The organism is uncultured Microbacterium sp., from assembly GCF_947488465.1.
Lineage (GTDB): Bacteria > Actinomycetota > Actinomycetes > Actinomycetales > Microbacteriaceae > Microbacterium.
This window is the reverse complement of the sequence record NZ_CANKZA010000001.1, coordinates 580,406-595,270: the sequence shown is the minus strand read 5'-3', so window position 1 is coordinate 595,270 and position 14,865 is coordinate 580,406. Positions and strand designations below refer to the sequence as shown.

General features: G+C 66.1%; 16 protein-coding genes. 9 read left to right on the top strand and 7 right to left on the bottom strand.

Annotated features, from left to right (window positions below):
• Positions 1–35: 35 nt before the first annotated feature.
• Positions 36–470: a hotdog fold thioesterase gene (locus Q0653_RS02915; RefSeq protein ID WP_298942442.1), complete on the bottom strand. Its 435-nt coding sequence runs from the start codon at positions 468–470 to the stop codon at positions 36–38.
• A 65-nt stretch (positions 471–535) separates the two neighbouring features.
• Here Q0653_RS02915 and polA point away from each other — a divergent pair, with 65 nt between their 5' ends.
• The 6 genes from polA (at position 536) to Q0653_RS02885 (ending at position 8,534) form a co-directional block, all read left to right on the top strand.
• Complete coding sequence (gene polA, locus Q0653_RS02910; RefSeq protein WP_298942440.1) at positions 536–3,175, top strand: DNA polymerase I; 2,640 nt, start codon at positions 536–538, stop codon at positions 3,173–3,175.
• A 57-nt stretch (positions 3,176–3,232) separates the two neighbouring features.
• Positions 3,233–4,909, top strand: coding sequence for a DUF885 domain-containing protein (locus tag Q0653_RS02905; RefSeq protein WP_298942438.1), 1,677 nt, complete (start codon positions 3,233–3,235; stop codon positions 4,907–4,909).
• Positions 4,910–4,969: 60 nt separating this feature from the next.
• Positions 4,970–6,007 carry an LLM class flavin-dependent oxidoreductase gene (locus tag Q0653_RS02900; protein WP_298942436.1) on the top strand — a complete coding sequence of 346 codons (1,038 nt, stop codon included), beginning with the start codon at positions 4,970–4,972 and terminating at the stop codon, positions 6,005–6,007.
• A 43-nt stretch (positions 6,008–6,050) separates the two neighbouring features.
• Positions 6,051–7,397, top strand: coding sequence for an MFS transporter (locus Q0653_RS02895; protein WP_298942433.1), 1,347 nt, complete (start codon positions 6,051–6,053; stop codon positions 7,395–7,397).
• 15 nt (positions 7,398–7,412) lie between these two features.
• Positions 7,413–8,174, top strand: a complete 762-nt coding sequence (locus Q0653_RS02890) for an SGNH/GDSL hydrolase family protein (RefSeq protein WP_298942431.1) — start codon at positions 7,413–7,415, stop codon at positions 8,172–8,174.
• Positions 8,175–8,276: 102 nt separating this feature from the next.
• A complete protein-coding gene (locus tag Q0653_RS02885; protein WP_298942429.1) occupies positions 8,277–8,534 on the top strand; it encodes a DUF6458 family protein in 258 nt (85 codons plus the stop codon).
• A gap of 30 nt (positions 8,535–8,564) precedes the next feature.
• Here the strand turns inward: Q0653_RS02885 and Q0653_RS02880 are convergent, their stop codons facing one another.
• On the bottom strand, positions 8,565–9,821 hold the full coding sequence (locus Q0653_RS02880; protein WP_298742493.1) for an MFS transporter: 1,257 nt from the start codon (positions 9,819–9,821) through the stop codon (positions 8,565–8,567).
• A 134-nt stretch (positions 9,822–9,955) separates the two neighbouring features.
• Here Q0653_RS02880 and Q0653_RS02875 point away from each other — a divergent pair, with 134 nt between their 5' ends.
• A complete protein-coding gene (locus Q0653_RS02875) occupies positions 9,956–10,699 on the top strand; it encodes an SUMF1/EgtB/PvdO family nonheme iron enzyme (protein WP_298942427.1) in 744 nt (247 codons plus the stop codon).
• Between the two features lie 31 nt (positions 10,700–10,730).
• Positions 10,731–11,201 carry an SRPBCC domain-containing protein gene (locus tag Q0653_RS02870; RefSeq protein ID WP_298942425.1) on the top strand — a complete coding sequence of 157 codons (471 nt, stop codon included), beginning with the start codon at positions 10,731–10,733 and terminating at the stop codon, positions 11,199–11,201.
• Here Q0653_RS02870 and Q0653_RS02865 read toward each other — a convergent pair.
• A complete protein-coding gene (locus tag Q0653_RS02865; protein ID WP_298942423.1) occupies positions 11,172–11,375 on the bottom strand; it encodes a hypothetical protein in 204 nt (67 codons plus the stop codon). The two genes, Q0653_RS02870 and Q0653_RS02865, sit on opposite strands and share 30 nt — an antisense overlap.
• Positions 11,376–11,602: 227 nt before the next feature.
• On the opposite strand from Q0653_RS02865, the gene Q0653_RS02860 reads away from it, so the two are divergent.
• Positions 11,603–12,055: a hypothetical protein gene (locus Q0653_RS02860; protein ID WP_298942422.1), complete on the top strand. Its 453-nt coding sequence runs from the start codon at positions 11,603–11,605 to the stop codon at positions 12,053–12,055.
• A gap of 116 nt (positions 12,056–12,171) precedes the next feature.
• On the opposite strand, the gene Q0653_RS02855 is transcribed toward Q0653_RS02860, so the two are convergent.
• The 4 genes from Q0653_RS02855 to Q0653_RS14035 form a co-directional block, all read right to left on the bottom strand.
• Complete coding sequence (locus tag Q0653_RS02855; protein ID WP_298942420.1) at positions 12,172–12,663, bottom strand: hypothetical protein; 492 nt, start codon at positions 12,661–12,663, stop codon at positions 12,172–12,174.
• Positions 12,660–13,505, bottom strand: coding sequence for a hypothetical protein (locus Q0653_RS02850; protein ID WP_298942419.1), 846 nt, complete (start codon positions 13,503–13,505; stop codon positions 12,660–12,662). The genes Q0653_RS02855 and Q0653_RS02850 overlap by 4 nt, the downstream gene beginning before the upstream one ends.
• A gap of 245 nt (positions 13,506–13,750) precedes the next feature.
• Positions 13,751–14,134 carry a hypothetical protein gene (locus tag Q0653_RS02845; RefSeq protein ID WP_298942418.1) on the bottom strand — a complete coding sequence of 128 codons (384 nt, stop codon included), beginning with the start codon at positions 14,132–14,134 and terminating at the stop codon, positions 13,751–13,753.
• 4 nt (positions 14,135–14,138) lie between these two features.
• Positions 14,139–14,411: a CPBP family intramembrane glutamic endopeptidase gene (locus Q0653_RS14035; RefSeq protein WP_366521951.1), complete on the bottom strand. Its 273-nt coding sequence runs from the start codon at positions 14,409–14,411 to the stop codon at positions 14,139–14,141.
• Positions 14,412–14,865: the final 454 nt, after the last annotated feature.

Here is a 14,865-nt window from a genome sequence, read left to right as displayed (position 1 = left end):
TCGCCCACCAGCGGTGATGAGGGATGCCGCGGGAGCTACGCGCGGGGGAGATCCTTGATCATGTTCGTGATGCGGATCGTCGAGCAGCGCCGGCCCTGATCGTCGGAGACGACGATCTCGTGCACGGTCATGGTGCGGCCGAGGTGGATCGGTGTGCAGACACCGGTCACGATGCCACTCGTCGCCGACCGCGTATGGGTCGCGTTGATGTCGACACCGACGGCCAGTCGCGCGGGGCCGGCGTGCAGGTTCGCCGCCATCGATCCGAGCGATTCGCCGAGCACGACGTATGCCCCACCGTGCAGGAGGCCGACGGGTTGCGTATTGCCCTCGACGGGCATGGTCGCCACCGCGCGCTCGACAGAGAATTCGGTGAACTGGATGCCCATCTTCTCGGCGAGGGCACCCATTCCGCGCCGGGTGGCCCAGGCGATGCCGTCGGTGTCTGTGGGGGAGTGTTCGGAGCTCATCGTTCACCTTCGGGCGCGTCTGTGCGGGATTTCCGGTGTCGGCACCCGCGTCTAGAGTTGCTTAGGTGACGGACTCCGGAAAGCCTACCCTCCTCGTTGTCGACGGCCACTCGCTGGCATATCGTGCGTTCTTCGCCCTCCCGGTCGACAATTTCACGACGAAGGACGGCCAGCACACCAACGGGATCTACGGGTTCCTGTCGATGTTCGTGAACCTCGTCACAGCAGAGAAGCCCACTCATCTCGCGGTGGCGTTCGACACGTCCCGACACTCGTTCCGCACCGACGTCTACCCCGAGTACAAGGCCACCCGCTCTGAATCTCCGTCCGAGTTCAAGGGTCAAATCCCTCTCCTGCAGGAGTGCCTTCAGGCGATGAACGTCACCGTCCTCACGAAGGAGGGGATCGAGGCAGACGACATCCTCGCGACGCTCGCGACGCAGGGCGCCGAGCAGGGCTTCGACGTGCTCGTCTGCTCGGGCGACCGCGACACGATTCAGCTGGTCACAGACGACGTCACGCTCCTCTACCCGAGTGTGCAGGGCGTCTCGCAGCTCAAGCGCTACACGCCGGATGCCGTGGTCGAAAAGTACGGGCTGCCACCCGCGAATTATCCGGACATCGCGGCGCTCGTGGGGGAGACGAGCGACAACCTGCCCGGGGTGCCGAAGGTGGGCGAGAAGACTGCTGTCAAATGGCTGACCCAGTGGGGCACGCTCGACGCACTGATCGAAAACGCCGAGAAGATCACCGGTGTGGTCGGCGGCAACCTGCGCGAGCATCTCGACGATGTGCGGCGCAACCGCTCGCTGAACGCGCTCCTGCGCGATGTCGAGCTGCCGGTGACCCCTGGCGACCTCGCCGTGCAGCCGGTCGATGCGCAAGCCGTCCGCGACATCTTCGCCCGGCTCGAGTTCAAGACTCTTCTCCCGCGCGTGTTCGACGCGATCGGTGCAGATGCTGAGGCGGTCGCCGCCTCCGCGCCACCGGCAGTCGTCGCCCCGACACCGACCGAGCTCGACGCCCCCGCCCTCGCAGCATGGGTTGCGGGTAGCGCGGGCGAGATCGCTCTGACGCTCACGACCGTCGGCGGGTTGCCCGCCCGTATCGGTCTCGCCACCGCCGACGCGGTCGCCGAGGCGACGTGGTCGGATGCCGTGGCCGCAGCTCTGACGGAATGGCTCACCGGGACCGCGCCCAAGGTCATCGCGGACGCCAAGTCGCAGGTCAAGGCGCTCCGCCGGGCAGGGGTGAGACTGGGCGGGCTCGCGTTCGATCCGGTGCTGGCCGGGTGGCTGTTGCGCCCGAGCTTCCCCGACAAGGGGCTGGCTGATCTCGTCGATCGCTACCTCGACGAGAAGCTGCCCGAAGCCGATCCCACGCAGTTGGTTCCCGAGACCGAGGGCGCGACCGCCGGACAGCTCTCCTGGTACTGCCTGCGCGTCGCGGAGGCCGTGCGTGACGAGCTCCCGGACTCGGTGGCGACCGTGCTCAGCGACATCGAGTTGCCCACTCTCGAGGCGCTGGCAGATATGGAGCTCGCCGGGGTCGCGGTGTCCCACGAGAAGCTGTCCTCATTCTCCGCAGAGCTCGGGGCGCGATCTGAGGCAGTCGCCCAGTTGGCATACGCCGAGATCGGACGCGAGGTCAATCTCGGCTCGCCCAAACAGCTGCAGGAGGTGCTGTTCGAGCAACTCGAGCTCCCCAAGACTCGCAAGACGAAAACCGGCTACTCGACGGATGCTGCCGTCCTCGCCGACCTGCAGGAAACGAACCCGCATCCGTTCCTGGATCTTCTTCTGCAGCACCGTGAGGCGACCAAGCTCCGCCAGATCATCGAATCGCTCGATGCCGCGATCGGACCCGATGCCCGGGTGCACACGACCTATGTGCAGACCGGCAGCCAGACGGGCCGGCTGTCGAGTACCGACCCGAACCTCCAGAACATCCCGATCCGCAACGAAGAGTCCCGCCGCATCCGCGCCGCGTTCGAGGTCGGGGACGGCTTCGAGACCCTGCTGACGGCGGACTACTCGCAGATCGAGATGCGCATCATGGCGCATCTGTCCGGCGACGTGGGGCTCGTGGAGGCGTTCAACTCGGGGGAAGACCTCCACCGATTCGTGGGCGCCCGCGTCTTCGGCGTGGAGCCGGCCGATGTCACGCCCGCCATGCGCACCAAGGTGAAGGCGATGTCGTATGGCCTCGTGTACGGGCTTAGTGCGTTCGGGCTCTCCAAGCAGCTACGCATCGAACAGGCTGAGGCGAAGCGGCTCATGACGGAGTACTTCGCGCGATTCGGCGCCGTCCGCGACTACTTGCGATCCTCGGTCGAGCAGGCGCGGATCGACGGCTACACCGAGACGATTTTCGGCCGCCGGCGCCCGTTCCCCGATCTTGCCAGCCCGAATCGGGTGCTGCGCGAGAATGCCGAGCGCGCGGCGCTGAACGCTCCGATTCAGGGGAGCGCCGCCGACATCATGAAGATCGCTCTCTTCCGTATCCACGACGAGTTGCGCGCGAACGACCTCGCCTCGCGAGTGCTGTTGCAGATTCACGATGAGCTCGTGGTCGAGATCGCACCGGGGGAGTGGGATGAGGTCGAACGCATCGTCCATGACCGCATGGGCGATGCCGCCGAACTGACGGTGCCGCTCGACGTGCAGATCGGCCGCGGCGCGAATTGGGACATCGCAGGACACTGACCGGGGACCGCACTGACCACCCCGCGGGCTCGTGCCGGTCGTCGTAGGCTCGTACGCATGACTGATGCACCGCGTACCTCTACGCCGATCGATGCGATCGCCGACGCCTGGGTCGACACCGTTGCCGAGCTCTCCCCAGGACTTGCGACCTACATCGGCCGCTTCGAGTTCAACGATCGCCTCGACGACCTATCACCGGCCGGGACAGAGGCGCGTCTCGCCGCAACGCGCGCGACCTTGAACGCACTGCAGGCGGCCGAGCCGCTCGACGACGTCGATCGGGTCACGAAGGCCGACCTCGAGTCCGATCTTGAACTGGATATCGCCCTGCACGACGTGGGCGCCCACCTGCGCGATGTGAACGTGATCGCCTCGCCCGCGCAGGATCTCCGGAGCGTCTTCGACCTCATGCCCACCGACACGGTGGAGGACTGGTCGGTCATCTCGGCGCGATTGAAGGCCGTCCCTGAGTCGCTGCATGGCTATGTCGAGACGCTGCGGCAAGGGATCGCATCCGGTGTCGTGCCGGCACGCCGGCAGGTGAGCGAAGTGGCAACTCAAATCGCGCGATACACCGCGGACACCGGCTTCTTTGCCGAGTTCGCCGGCGAAGCGGCACCCGCCGAGGGCCAGCTGCCGGCCTCCCTCGCCCGCGACCTCGCCGACAATGCCAATGCGGCACGCGTGGCCTATGACCAGCTCGCGGCGTTCTTCGGTGCCGAATTGGCGCCGGCGGCGACCGAGAAGGATGCGGTCGGGCGCGAGCTGTACGCCCTCCACTCGCGGCGCTTCCTCGGCGCGACCATCGACCTCGATGAGACCTATGAATGGGGCATCGAAGAGCTCGCGCGCATGGTCGCCGAACAGGAGTCGGTCGCGGGCGAGATCCTGCCCGGATCGAGTGTCGAGGAGGCGGTGGCCTTCCTCGAGGCCGATGAATCACGGAAACTGCGCGGCACACAGGCGCTGCAGGAGTGGATGCAGGCCACGAGTGATCGCGCGGTGGCCGAGCTCGGCAAAACCCACTTCGATATTCCAGAACCGATCCGGACGCTCGAATGCATGATCGCGCCGACCCACGAGGGCGGCATCTACTACACCGGTCCTACGGACGACTTCTCGCGCCCCGGTCGCATGTGGTGGTCGGTACCGGAGGGTGTGAACTCGTTCGACACGTGGCGTGAACTCACCACCGTCTATCACGAAGGCGTCCCCGGACACCACTTGCAGATCGCGCAGGCGGTCTACAACCGCGCCGAGCTGAACTCCTGGCGCCGACTCCTCGCGGGCTCCAGCGGCCACGCCGAAGGATGGGCGCTGTACGCCGAGCGCCTGATGGAACAACTGGGCTACCTGGACGACCCAGCCGACCGGCTCGGCATGCTCGACGGTCAGCGGATGCGCGCGGCCCGTGTCGTGCTCGACATCGGCGTGCACCTCGAGAAGCCCCGCCTCGACGGCAACGGAATCTGGGACGCCGAGTACGCACTCGCCTTCATGCGCCGGAACGTGAACATGTCGGACGAGTTCATCCAGTTCGAGGTGAACCGCTACCTCGGCTGGCCCGGGCAGGCGCCGTCCTACAAAGTCGGACAGCGTATCTGGGAACAGATCCGTGACGATGCCGCCGAGCGGGCCGGTATCGCCTTCGACATCAAGACGTTCCACCGGAAGGCACTGGCCGTCGGCGGGGTCGGCCTCGACACCTTGCGGATGGCACTCTCGGGCTCCTGATCGCTCGGGAATACTCTCACCGGCCGTCCGTTACATTCATTTGGATAGAAAGGGCGGCCGGTGACTTTTTCGCTGCAGCTGGGACTCGACACTTTCGGTGACATCACGATCGACGAGAACGGTCAGCGCGTCAGTGACGCGCGGGCGATCCGCGACACGGTCGATCAGGCCGTGCTCGCGGATCAGGTCGGGTTGCACTTCTTCGGAGTGGGGGAGCACCACCGCCACGAGTTTGCGATCTCTAGTCCCGAAATCGTCCTGGCGGCTGCCGCTGCGCGGACGGACAGCATCCGCCTCGGCACGGCCGTCACCGTGCTCTCCAGCGATGATCCGGTCCGCCTGTACGAGCGGTTCGCGACGTTGGATGCTGTCTCCCACGGCCGCGCAGAGGTGATTCTCGGCCGCGGCTCGTTCACCGAGTCTTTCCCGCTCTTCGGCTACGACCTCGCCGACTACGAGGTGCTGTTCGAAGAGAAGCTCGACCTTTTCTCGCGCATGATGCAGGAGAAGCCGGTCACCTGGCAGGGCACGACGCGCGCCGGCCTGCACGAAGCCGACGTCTTCCCCAAGACGGAGAACGGCCTCACCGCCTGGGTCGGCGTCGGCGGATCGCCGGAATCCGTCGTCCGCACCGCGCGGTACGGATACGGTCTGCTCCTGGCGATCATCGGGGGATCCCCCGCGCGGTTCCGGCCGTACGTCGATCTCTTCCACCGGTCGCTCGAGCAGTTCGGCCGTCACGGCTTGCCGGTGGGGGTGCACTCTCCAGGCCACATCGCGGACACCGACGAGCAGGCGTGGGAAGAGCTGTACCCCGCGATGGAGGCGAATCGCAACGCGATCGGCGCGGAACGAGGATGGCCCCCCTACAGTCGGATGCAGTTCCAGCACGATGTGGGTCCGGACGGCGCGATCTACGCCGGGTCTCCGGAGACCGTTGCCCGGAAGATCGCGGCGACGGTGTCGGTGCTGGACGCCGACCGGTTCGACCTCAAGTACTCGAACGGCACGCTGTCGCACGCGAAGATGATGCGATCGATCGAGCTGTACGGCACGCGTGTCGCGCCGCTCGTCGTCGACATGCTCACCGCACGGTAGGTCGATGGCGACGGCGCAGGCGCCATATCCGTAGCATTCACTCATGACGGATACCGCTGAGGCCTCGGTTGCCGGGCGTCTGGACGCCCTGCCCTTCACGCGCGCGCACCTCAAGGTGCTCACCGGTTCGGGCCTGGGATGGGCGCTGGATGCGATGGACGTCGGCCTCGTGTCCTTCATCTTGGCCGCTCTCGTCGCCGAATGGTCGCTGACCGGTGAGCAGGCCTCGTGGATCGCCTCCGCGGGGTTCCTCGGGATGGCGGTGGGCGCGAGCCTCGGCGGGCTCCTCGCCGACCGCTTCGGCCGGCGCTCGGTGTTCGCGATCACTCTCTTGGTGTACGGGGTCGCGACGGGGGCGAGCGCCTTGGCCGGGGGAATCGTGGCGCTCCTGATCCTCCGCGTTGTCGTCGGTCTGGGGCTCGGCGCCGAGCTTCCCGTCGCCAGCACGTACGTCAGCGAGTTCGCGCCCGCACGTATGCGCGGACGTCTGATCGTGATCCTGGAGGCGTTCTGGGCAGTCGGCTGGACAGCTGCCGCACTCATCGGATTCTTCGTCATCCCCAACGTCGACCAAGGCTGGCGATGGGCGTTCGCGCTCGGCGCGATTCCCGCCGTCTACGCGCTCGTGGTCCGGTGGGGGCTCCCCGAATCGGCCCGCTGGCTCGAGCGACAGGGCCGGTACGCCGACGCGGATGCCGTCGTCACACGATTCGAACAGTCCGCCGCGCTCGGTTCGGACACACGGCGCCGCACGGCCCGTCCCGCGTCGCCCGTGACGGTCATGACGGGCGGATCGCGGTTGCGGGCGCTGTGGTCGGCGGAGTTCCGGGTGCGCACCGGGTCCCTCTGGATCGTCTGGTTCTGTGTCAACTTCGCGTACTACGGCGCGTTCATCTGGATTCCGACCATCCTGTTCTCGCAGGGATACGACCTCGTCAAGTCTTTCGGATTCACGCTGATCATCACGTTGGCCCAGCTCCCCGGCTACGCCGTCGCCGCGTGGTTGATCGAGGTGTGGGGGAGGCGCGTGACCCTGTCGGTGTTCCTTGCAGGTTCGGCCGTCGCCGCGGTGTTCTTCGGTACGGCGGGCACGGAAGTCGCCATCATCGCGGCCGGCATGGCTCTGTCGTTCTTCAACCTCGGAGCGTGGGGCGCCCTCTACGCCGTGACACCGGAAATGTATCCGACCTCTCTTCGCGCGACGGGCTCAGGGTGGGCGGCCGGTGTCGGACGTATCGCGTCGATCGTGGCGCCTCTGACCGTGCCCATGCTCCTGGGGCTGGGCGGCGCTCCGCTCCTCTTCGTCGTGTTCGCGGCCTTCTTCATCGTTGCCGCCGGAGCAGCGTGGGGTCTCGTCGATGTGCGGGGCGAGGCTCTCGACGATCGCTGAGCATAGGCTGAGGTGATGGATGCTGTCCGTTTCGTCGCGATCGGCGACTCCTTCACCGAGGGCGTCGGTGATGAGCGCGCGGACGGGACTGTGCGCGGGTGGGCCGATCTCGTCGCTCAGGGATGGGCGGCATCCCGTGGTCACGCGATCGACTACGCCAATCTCGCGATCCGCGGGAAGCTCGTGTGGCCGATTGTCGAAGAGCAGCTCGAGCCCGCTCTCGCCCTGAAGCCGACGCACCTGTCGTTCAACGGCGGAGGCAACGACATGCTCCGCCCCCGCACCTCGATCGACTCGATCGCCGACGCGTTCACCCATGTGTTGCGTCGTTGCGACGAAGAAGGTGTGCGTCTGATCCTTCTGTCTGGCGCGAACCCGTCCGCGCAGCTGCCCATGAGCACGCTCATCCAACGACGCGGCGACCTGATGTCGGCGGCGGTCGTCCAACGCATGGAGGGTCGTTCAGACGTGATCCAGGCACTCAACTGGCCGGATGCGGCGCTGAGTGATCCCTCGTTCTGGTCGGAGGACCGGCTGCACATGAACAGCCGGGGCCACCACCGCGTCGCCGCGCGTGTCCTGGAGGCCCTGGGGGAGCACGTGCCGAACGGGTGGTGGTCTCTGCCCGAGCTTCCTGAGGCGGCACGCTTGGCGCGAGGCGAGTACTTCCGCGAGCACCTCGGCCCCTGGTTTCGTCGGCGTCTGACGGGGACCTCATCCGGAGATGGCCGCGAGCCGAAGTTCGGCGGGAGCTGGGTCGACGTCGCACCGTCGTGATGAGGCCCCGCATGCCACAGGCGGCTGTTCAGTGTCAAGGGCCTGGCGCGGGGCGCGAACGCTCGGGAATATGAGGGATTGTCCCCACCCGAAGGAGTTCTCATGAGTATTGGTGCAGGCATTGCCCTCTTCGTCATCGGCGCGATTCTCGTCTTCGCGGTCGACGTCGACGTCACGTATGTCAACCTCGACATGATCGGTTACATCCTGATGGGTGCCGGCGCGCTCATCTTTCTGCTCGGCCTCCTCTTCATGTTCCGTCGCCGTTCAACGGCGCAGACCACGCGGACGGTCGACCCGGTCGGCGGTGAGCGAGTGACCCAGACGGAATCTCGTACAAGCGGCGACCCGACCGTCTGACCCCCGTGCTGAGGCGGCGCACCTGTCGCCTCAGCGTGTCGGGCGCGGCGGGCGCGGCGGATCCATGCCGAGGAGAATGCGCGTCCGTCGCCGCTCGATCACAATGAACGTCCAGCCGAGGATCCACAGCGGATACTGCGTGAGGAACGCGAGCCGGAAGGCATCCAATCGGTAGGTCTCGGGAGTGCCGGCTCCCTGAAGATCGAGGGCCAGACCGATCGCGAAGATGGCGATGAGGGCCGCGAGGAATCCGCCGACGTTGGTGATGCCGGTGGCCGTGCTCAACCGATGCGCGGGATTGTGTGTGCGGGCATGGTCGAACGCGATCATGGATGCCGGTCCGCCCATCGCGAGGCCGAATGCCAGAACGTAGAGCAGCCAGAGCGGAGCGGGTCCCGACCAGGCGATCACGATCGTCCAGACGATCATCTGCGTCGCGACTGCCGGAAGAACCAGCGCGCGCGAACGCAGATGGGGGATACGGCGGGAGATCTCGCCCATCACCGGACCGAGCAGCATTCCGACGGCGACGTAGACGGACGTGACACCGGTCGCCTGAGCTCGGGTGAGGCCCTCGCCCGCCATGAGGAAGGGCACGCCCCACAGCAGAATGAACGCCGTGCCGGCGAACGGGGTCGTGAAGTGCGACCAGAAGGCGAGCCGTGTACCGGGATGTGCCCAGGCGGCCCGGATGCCGACCCCCGTATCGACCGATGAGCGGACCACCTGAATCGTCCCGGTGTCGGTGTTCACGGAGACATCCGCGACACGATCGGGCGGATGATTGCGGATCAGCAGGGCCACCAGGATCGCGAACACGACGCACAGTCCGGCGATACTTCCGAACGTGATCGTCCACGTTGTCGCGTGGAGGAGCGCCGCCAACGGCGCCAGGGCGAGGAGCTGTCCGCCCTGACCGACGAGGCCGGTGAGCTGGCTCATGAGCGGTCCGCGCTGAGCCGGGAACCACGTCGCGACGAGGCGGAGCACGCCCGGGAAGATCGCGGCATCCCCTGCGCCCAACAGCGCCCGGGCGAAGATCGCCACGCCCACACTGGGGGAGAGGGCCATGGTGAGCTGTCCAACGGCCATCAAGAGCATGCCGATCGTCATGATCGGGCGCGCACCGTAGCGGTCGAGCAAGAGTCCGATGGGGATCTGCATGCCACCGTAGACAGCCAGTTGCACGACGGCGAACATCGACAGCGTCGCGGCGTCGGCCTGGAAGCGGTCGGCGGCATCGACACCGACTGCCGACAATGAGCTGCGGTTCACGACGGCGAGCATGTAGGCCGCGACCCCGACGCTCCAGATCAGCCAGGCTCGCGCATCCGGCCCGGCGAGACGGTCGCGGAGGGGGGAGGGCACCCGTCCACGCTACTCCGGCCCACGGACCTGCCCGCACGGCTTAGAGTTCCTGCGTGGTCGATTTCGAGATGGCGCGGATGGATGCGGGAAGCGTGACGCTTCACGACGCGCGCCGAAAGCTCCGACGCACGGTGGATCTCGAGCCGTTCGACATCGGTGTGTACGCCGTGACACAAGAGCAGGTCGCCGAGTTGCTCGGTGAACCCGCGCCGCATCCACGCCGCCCCGCGGTCGACGTGAGCTGGCTGCGGGCCGTGCGGCTGTGCAACGCGGCCTCCGAATGGGAGGGCTGGGATGCGGCCTACACCTTCGAGGGCGAGGACGTCACCTGGCATCTTGACGCCGACGGGTATCGCCTCCCGACCGAGGCGGAGTGGGGGTACGCGTGTCGTGCGGGATCGACGGGGGCCCACTACGGTCCGCTGCCCGATGTCGCATGGACCGCGGGGGACGGGCTCAACCATCCGCAGAACGTCGGCGGCAAGGTGCCGAATCTCCACGGGCTCTTCGACACGCTCGGCAACACCTGGGAGTGGTGCTGGGATCTGCTGGACCCCGCCCGCTATCGGGACTATCGCGTGTTCCGCGGTGGCGGATTCGCCGACGACGCGTGGAGCGTCCGCGCATCGACGCGGCGTGGGGGAGCGCCCCGCATGCACCACGATGACGTCGGTGTGCGCTTCGCCCGGGGTGGGTTCGATGGTGATGGCGCGGCGCAGGGCTGGTCGGCTGACGTCGATCGGGAGCGGGCCGAGGGCGACGGCCCGTTGCCGCTCGGGTGGACGCCGCTGCGCTGAGATGTCGGTCGACCCGTGGTTGACTCGACGGGTGACGGATGACATGGCGCACGCGCTGCACCTCGAGGTCGATCTTGCCGCGCCGGTGAGCCGGGTTTGGACGGCACTGACTACGACCTACGGCCTTCGCGCATGGTGGTGGGCGGAGTGGGAGGACGTGCGTGTCGCGGTCGATGCCCGCGCCGGCGGCACGTACCGGATCGAAGCCGCGTCGGAAGGCATCGTTGTCGCGGGCACGTACACGGAGGTGGATCGCGTGTCGGGCCGGCTGGCGTTCCAGTGGGTGTGGTCTGACAGCAACGGGGTGTCGGTCGGGGAGTCGTGCACCCTCGTGGTGACGGCACTCGCGAGCGGATGCCGCGTCTCTCTGGACCACACCGGCCCCTGGAGCGATGCGGAGCCGGGGGAGCGATACCGGGTGGAATGGACAACCATCCTGGATCAGCTCCGCGGCGCTGTCGAGGTCGCTCGGTCAGAGGGCGTCGGGCGGCTCTTCGGATGAACGCTGTTCTCGCACCGACCGGCGTTGGGTGACTTCGCGGCCGAGTTGAACGCCGCCGGCGACGACGACGAGGAGCCCGACGGTCAGCGTCACCCAGCGCACCCACGGCGGCGCGTCGTCGAAGACGAAGAACCACACGGCAGTCTGCGGTGGCGTGTTCTGCGGGGTTGTCATGGGAGCCTCCGCCCTTCAGGCGGAGCAACAAGAAGTGTGTCGAAAGGCCTTTACCCATGGATGGCGAACTCGACATCGGCGCCGAGCCGCGATGCGGAGCGTGTGGGACCGTGATGTACACCGTCGATGGCGGCTATCGATGCCGCGGGTGCGGCTACGGAATTGATATCCCGTGGATGGAACGCCCGGTCGTAGCGACGATCTCCCGGTCCTCAGCGGCGGCGCGCATGAGTAGCAGGCAGCGCCCGCTCTCCGCCCATGCGATCCGGACGCTCGCGCTCATCGATGAATGGGGCGTGAACTCCTACGCTCCTGACAACGCCTTCGGGAGCGACCTGCCGCTCGTCGCGATCCTCGACGACCACGACCGGACACCGCTCCCGGTCCGCTCCGTGCGTGCCCGGCTCGCGCGCGACCTGGCAGCCGAGGAGAATGACAGCGAGTTCTTCGAGCTCGAGATCACCGACGCGCCGATGGAGCTGCGGCTGGACGAGGTGCCGCTGACGATCGACCCGCGGCCGCGGCGGAAGGTTCGTGGGTGGTTCCGGTTCGGGAACATTCCCGTTCGGCTCGATGCGATCGCCGCCAGGTGGACGCCCGATGCCGTCGGTATCACGTTCACCGTCGGAGATCGAGAGCATCGATGCTGGGTGTGGTCAGGGGCCGTCGACGAGACCTGACGTCGGACTCACGGGGATCGCGACGCCTCCGGTGCCTTACCGTCGGCACCCTTGCGATCGTCAGACGCGCCCTTTACGGTCAAGGATCCGGTCGGGCTTCGTCGCGTCGGTTGTGGTCAGTCGACGTCGACGACGATGCCTCCGACTTCGAGCTGCCGATACTGGAGGTCTTCGGCCTCGGGGCTGGTCGCCCAGATGGCCCTCAGCTTCCCGTCCTCGATGGACGCCACCCCGACGCCGGGGACACCCCAGTTGACGACAAGCACTTCCCTCGTTTTGCCATCGACCACCTTCGTCGGCGCGGTGACGTAACCGACCGAGATTATCTCGACGACAGGCCAGCCCCCTCCGGCCTCCCACGCGAAGGCGTAATCGGCGTAATCCCCCTCGAAGACCACTGTGGAGAACGCGAGGTCACAGCCCGGCTTACCGATCTGTGGGAGGTCCTCCACGCGGATCTCCCGCTGGGGGCACGGCTGGAGATTCTCCCATCCTTTCGGGATGTCGACTCCTTGAGGCCGGCATCCGGTCAGACTGGCCGCCCCAACCATGACGACAAGCGCGAGCGCCACAGTGCCGTGCCCGCGTCGCCCCCCGTTCGCGGTCATACGTCGAACCAGCATCGCAGTGGAGAGTCGGCGGCACTGAGCAACCTTGATGGTGGGGGGGATAGGCGCTGCAAGGAGTACTCCTCCTCAGCTACGTCCCAGTCGAGCATCCACTTCTCGCCCCAGAGGTCGAACCCGTCGGCGTTGAGTGGGTTCGGCGGGGCGGGCAACACCACGCCATCGTCGAGGAATGACCCGCCGGGCACGTCCGAGATCGATTCTCCTGCGGTTGTCGTATAGATGACGCCGTTCGGGCCCGCAGTGATGTCGTCGTACGTGTGGGTGCTCACGATCTTGGCTGGGTAGGTTGGAGACGTGCCTGTTTCAGGATCGTACCCTTCGGTGATCGGGCTATAGCCGTATCCCCATGCCCAGACATCGCCTGCTGTGTCGAGAGCGTAATAACTCCAGTCGGCGTACAGGATCTTGGAGAAACTCACGCCGACAGGGGTGACGTCCACCCAGTCGACCACCTCCTCGTACGTGTCTTCGTCGTACCAGGTGCGTAGCTCGGTCAGTGCCCCCTCTTCGTCGAGCACGAGGCGGCCTTCGACCGCTACGGAATCGGCGCCGTCGAGTGCGAGCGTGGGGGTGTCGAGTCCAGAAGTGGGAGCACCGGTCGAGGACCAGTTCCCCCAGGCCCAGACGTCACCTGAGTCATCGACGGCAAGAGTCGATCCGTCGTAAATGTCGAAGTCCACGTAGACCCTGGAGTCCACGGCGGTCGGCTCCGGGTGCTCCTCGCCGTTCGAGCGACCGAGTGCCCCGCCCGAATTACTGCCCCAGGTATAGATATGGCCGTCGCTTCCGAGCGCGTGGGCTACGGCGGCGGGCCAAACCACGGGGAGCCTACCGAGCCGAATGTCGACGGGAGTCACACCCAACGGGAACGAGGGGCCGTTGACGGGACCGACCGTTGAACACGCCGCCGATCCCGCGACACCCACGGAAGGCAACAGCAGCGACCAGCCTTCACCTATCAGTCGACCCGATAAGTGAGACGGCGATACTACCGTTGAGTTCACCGCACCGACGCACCCTTCGTCGGACACGCGTCAGTGTCCTGACAGACAGCGCGGCATTGAGCTCACGCCCGAAGCGATGATGATCGGCCCCACGCGGGTTGAGGAACGGCAGTGGCGTCGTCTGGCTGACGTGTGCTGAGCGAAGCGCCCCCACCGATGTCTAGAGTGAAGGTCGGCGGCAGGTGCTCGACGAGCCGTCCATCTACAATCGCGATGATGGGTGCGGCCAAAGCATCAGCGCTCGTAGGGTGGTCGATGCCGACGCCGATTCGAAGACCAGAGCCAGTCTGAATTAACAAGCTGTCTTCGTCACACGCGCTGAGGGCGATAACCAGACCCTCCCCACGGGGGACGAGAGCAACTTGTTTATCTCCCACGATCACGTCTCCTCTACCCGCTAGCTGCACGCGAAGGTATTGCACGATCTCGTCGAACTGTTGATTCATGTGGTCACCATAGTCTCAGTAGATACCCGAGTAGAACGAAGTCTGCGACGATGTGCGCCCCGACACCAGCCCAGATTCGCCCTCGCAGGTACAACGACAAGGTGGCCGCGCCGACAGCAAAGAGCCCTGTCAGGGCCACGCCGGCCCACCCATCCGGAATCGCATAGAAGTGCACAGCCGCGAAACCCACTGACGAGATGAGCACGGCGCCGGTCGCGCCATACGCTCCACGCAATCGAGCCAGAAGGGCGCCTCGCCAGAGCGCTTCTTCCCACACAGCGGTTCTGACATAATGTGCATTATCGGCGTTTTACTAGCCCGAGTTTCACCTAACGTGAACACTCAGTATTCCTCCCCGGTCGCAGAAAAATCTGACGGGCCTAAACCGTTACGCTAGCCACGAAAAGCTGTCTCAGCGCACTGTAAGCGCATAGATGCGTAACAGGTAGGACTGAGAAAACCCGGGGAGCATCGGTGTCTAGACAAACTGCGAGAGCGTCACGTAGCGTTTTTGTCCTACTTATCCTTGTATGGTGCCTGGCACTACTGGGGTGGCCGCTTTTGTCCGCTCTTTCGACAGCTACAGGCGGTCATCTTTCAGCGCCTCTCAGAATTGGTTCGCTCACGTTTGGCTCATTGGGCGACATCGGAGTCTTTGTCTTCCTGTGGTCCGTGCCGCTCGCGCTTATGGCGACCTGTGCATACTTCCTGTGGCGCGCGCCCGGAAGCCC

Excerpts from the sequence above, each read along its gene's own strand:
- Q0653_RS02915 (WP_298942442.1), bottom strand. The coding sequence starts at position 470 with ATGAGCTCCGAACACTCCCCCACAGACACCGACGGCATCGCCTGGGCC.
- Q0653_RS02905 (WP_298942438.1), top strand. The coding sequence starts at position 3,233 with ATGACTGATGCACCGCGTACCTCTACGCCGATCGATGCGATCGCCGAC.
- Q0653_RS02895 (WP_298942433.1), top strand. The coding sequence starts at position 6,051 with ATGACGGATACCGCTGAGGCCTCGGTTGCCGGGCGTCTGGACGCCCTG.
- Q0653_RS02890 (WP_298942431.1), top strand. The coding sequence starts at position 7,413 with ATGGATGCTGTCCGTTTCGTCGCGATCGGCGACTCCTTCACCGAGGGC.
- Q0653_RS02885 (WP_298942429.1), top strand. The coding sequence starts at position 8,277 with ATGAGTATTGGTGCAGGCATTGCCCTCTTCGTCATCGGCGCGATTCTC.
- Q0653_RS02880 (WP_298742493.1), bottom strand. The coding sequence starts at position 9,821 with ATGCTCGCCGTCGTGAACCGCAGCTCATTGTCGGCAGTCGGTGTCGAT.
- Q0653_RS02865 (WP_298942423.1), bottom strand. The coding sequence starts at position 11,375 with ATGACAACCCCGCAGAACACGCCACCGCAGACTGCCGTGTGGTTCTTC.
- Q0653_RS02860 (WP_298942422.1), top strand. The coding sequence starts at position 11,603 with ATGAGTAGCAGGCAGCGCCCGCTCTCCGCCCATGCGATCCGGACGCTC.
- Q0653_RS02855 (WP_298942420.1), bottom strand. The coding sequence starts at position 12,663 with ATGACCGCGAACGGGGGGCGACGCGGGCACGGCACTGTGGCGCTCGCG.
- Q0653_RS02845 (WP_298942418.1), bottom strand. The coding sequence starts at position 14,134 with ATGAATCAACAGTTCGACGAGATCGTGCAATACCTTCGCGTGCAGCTA.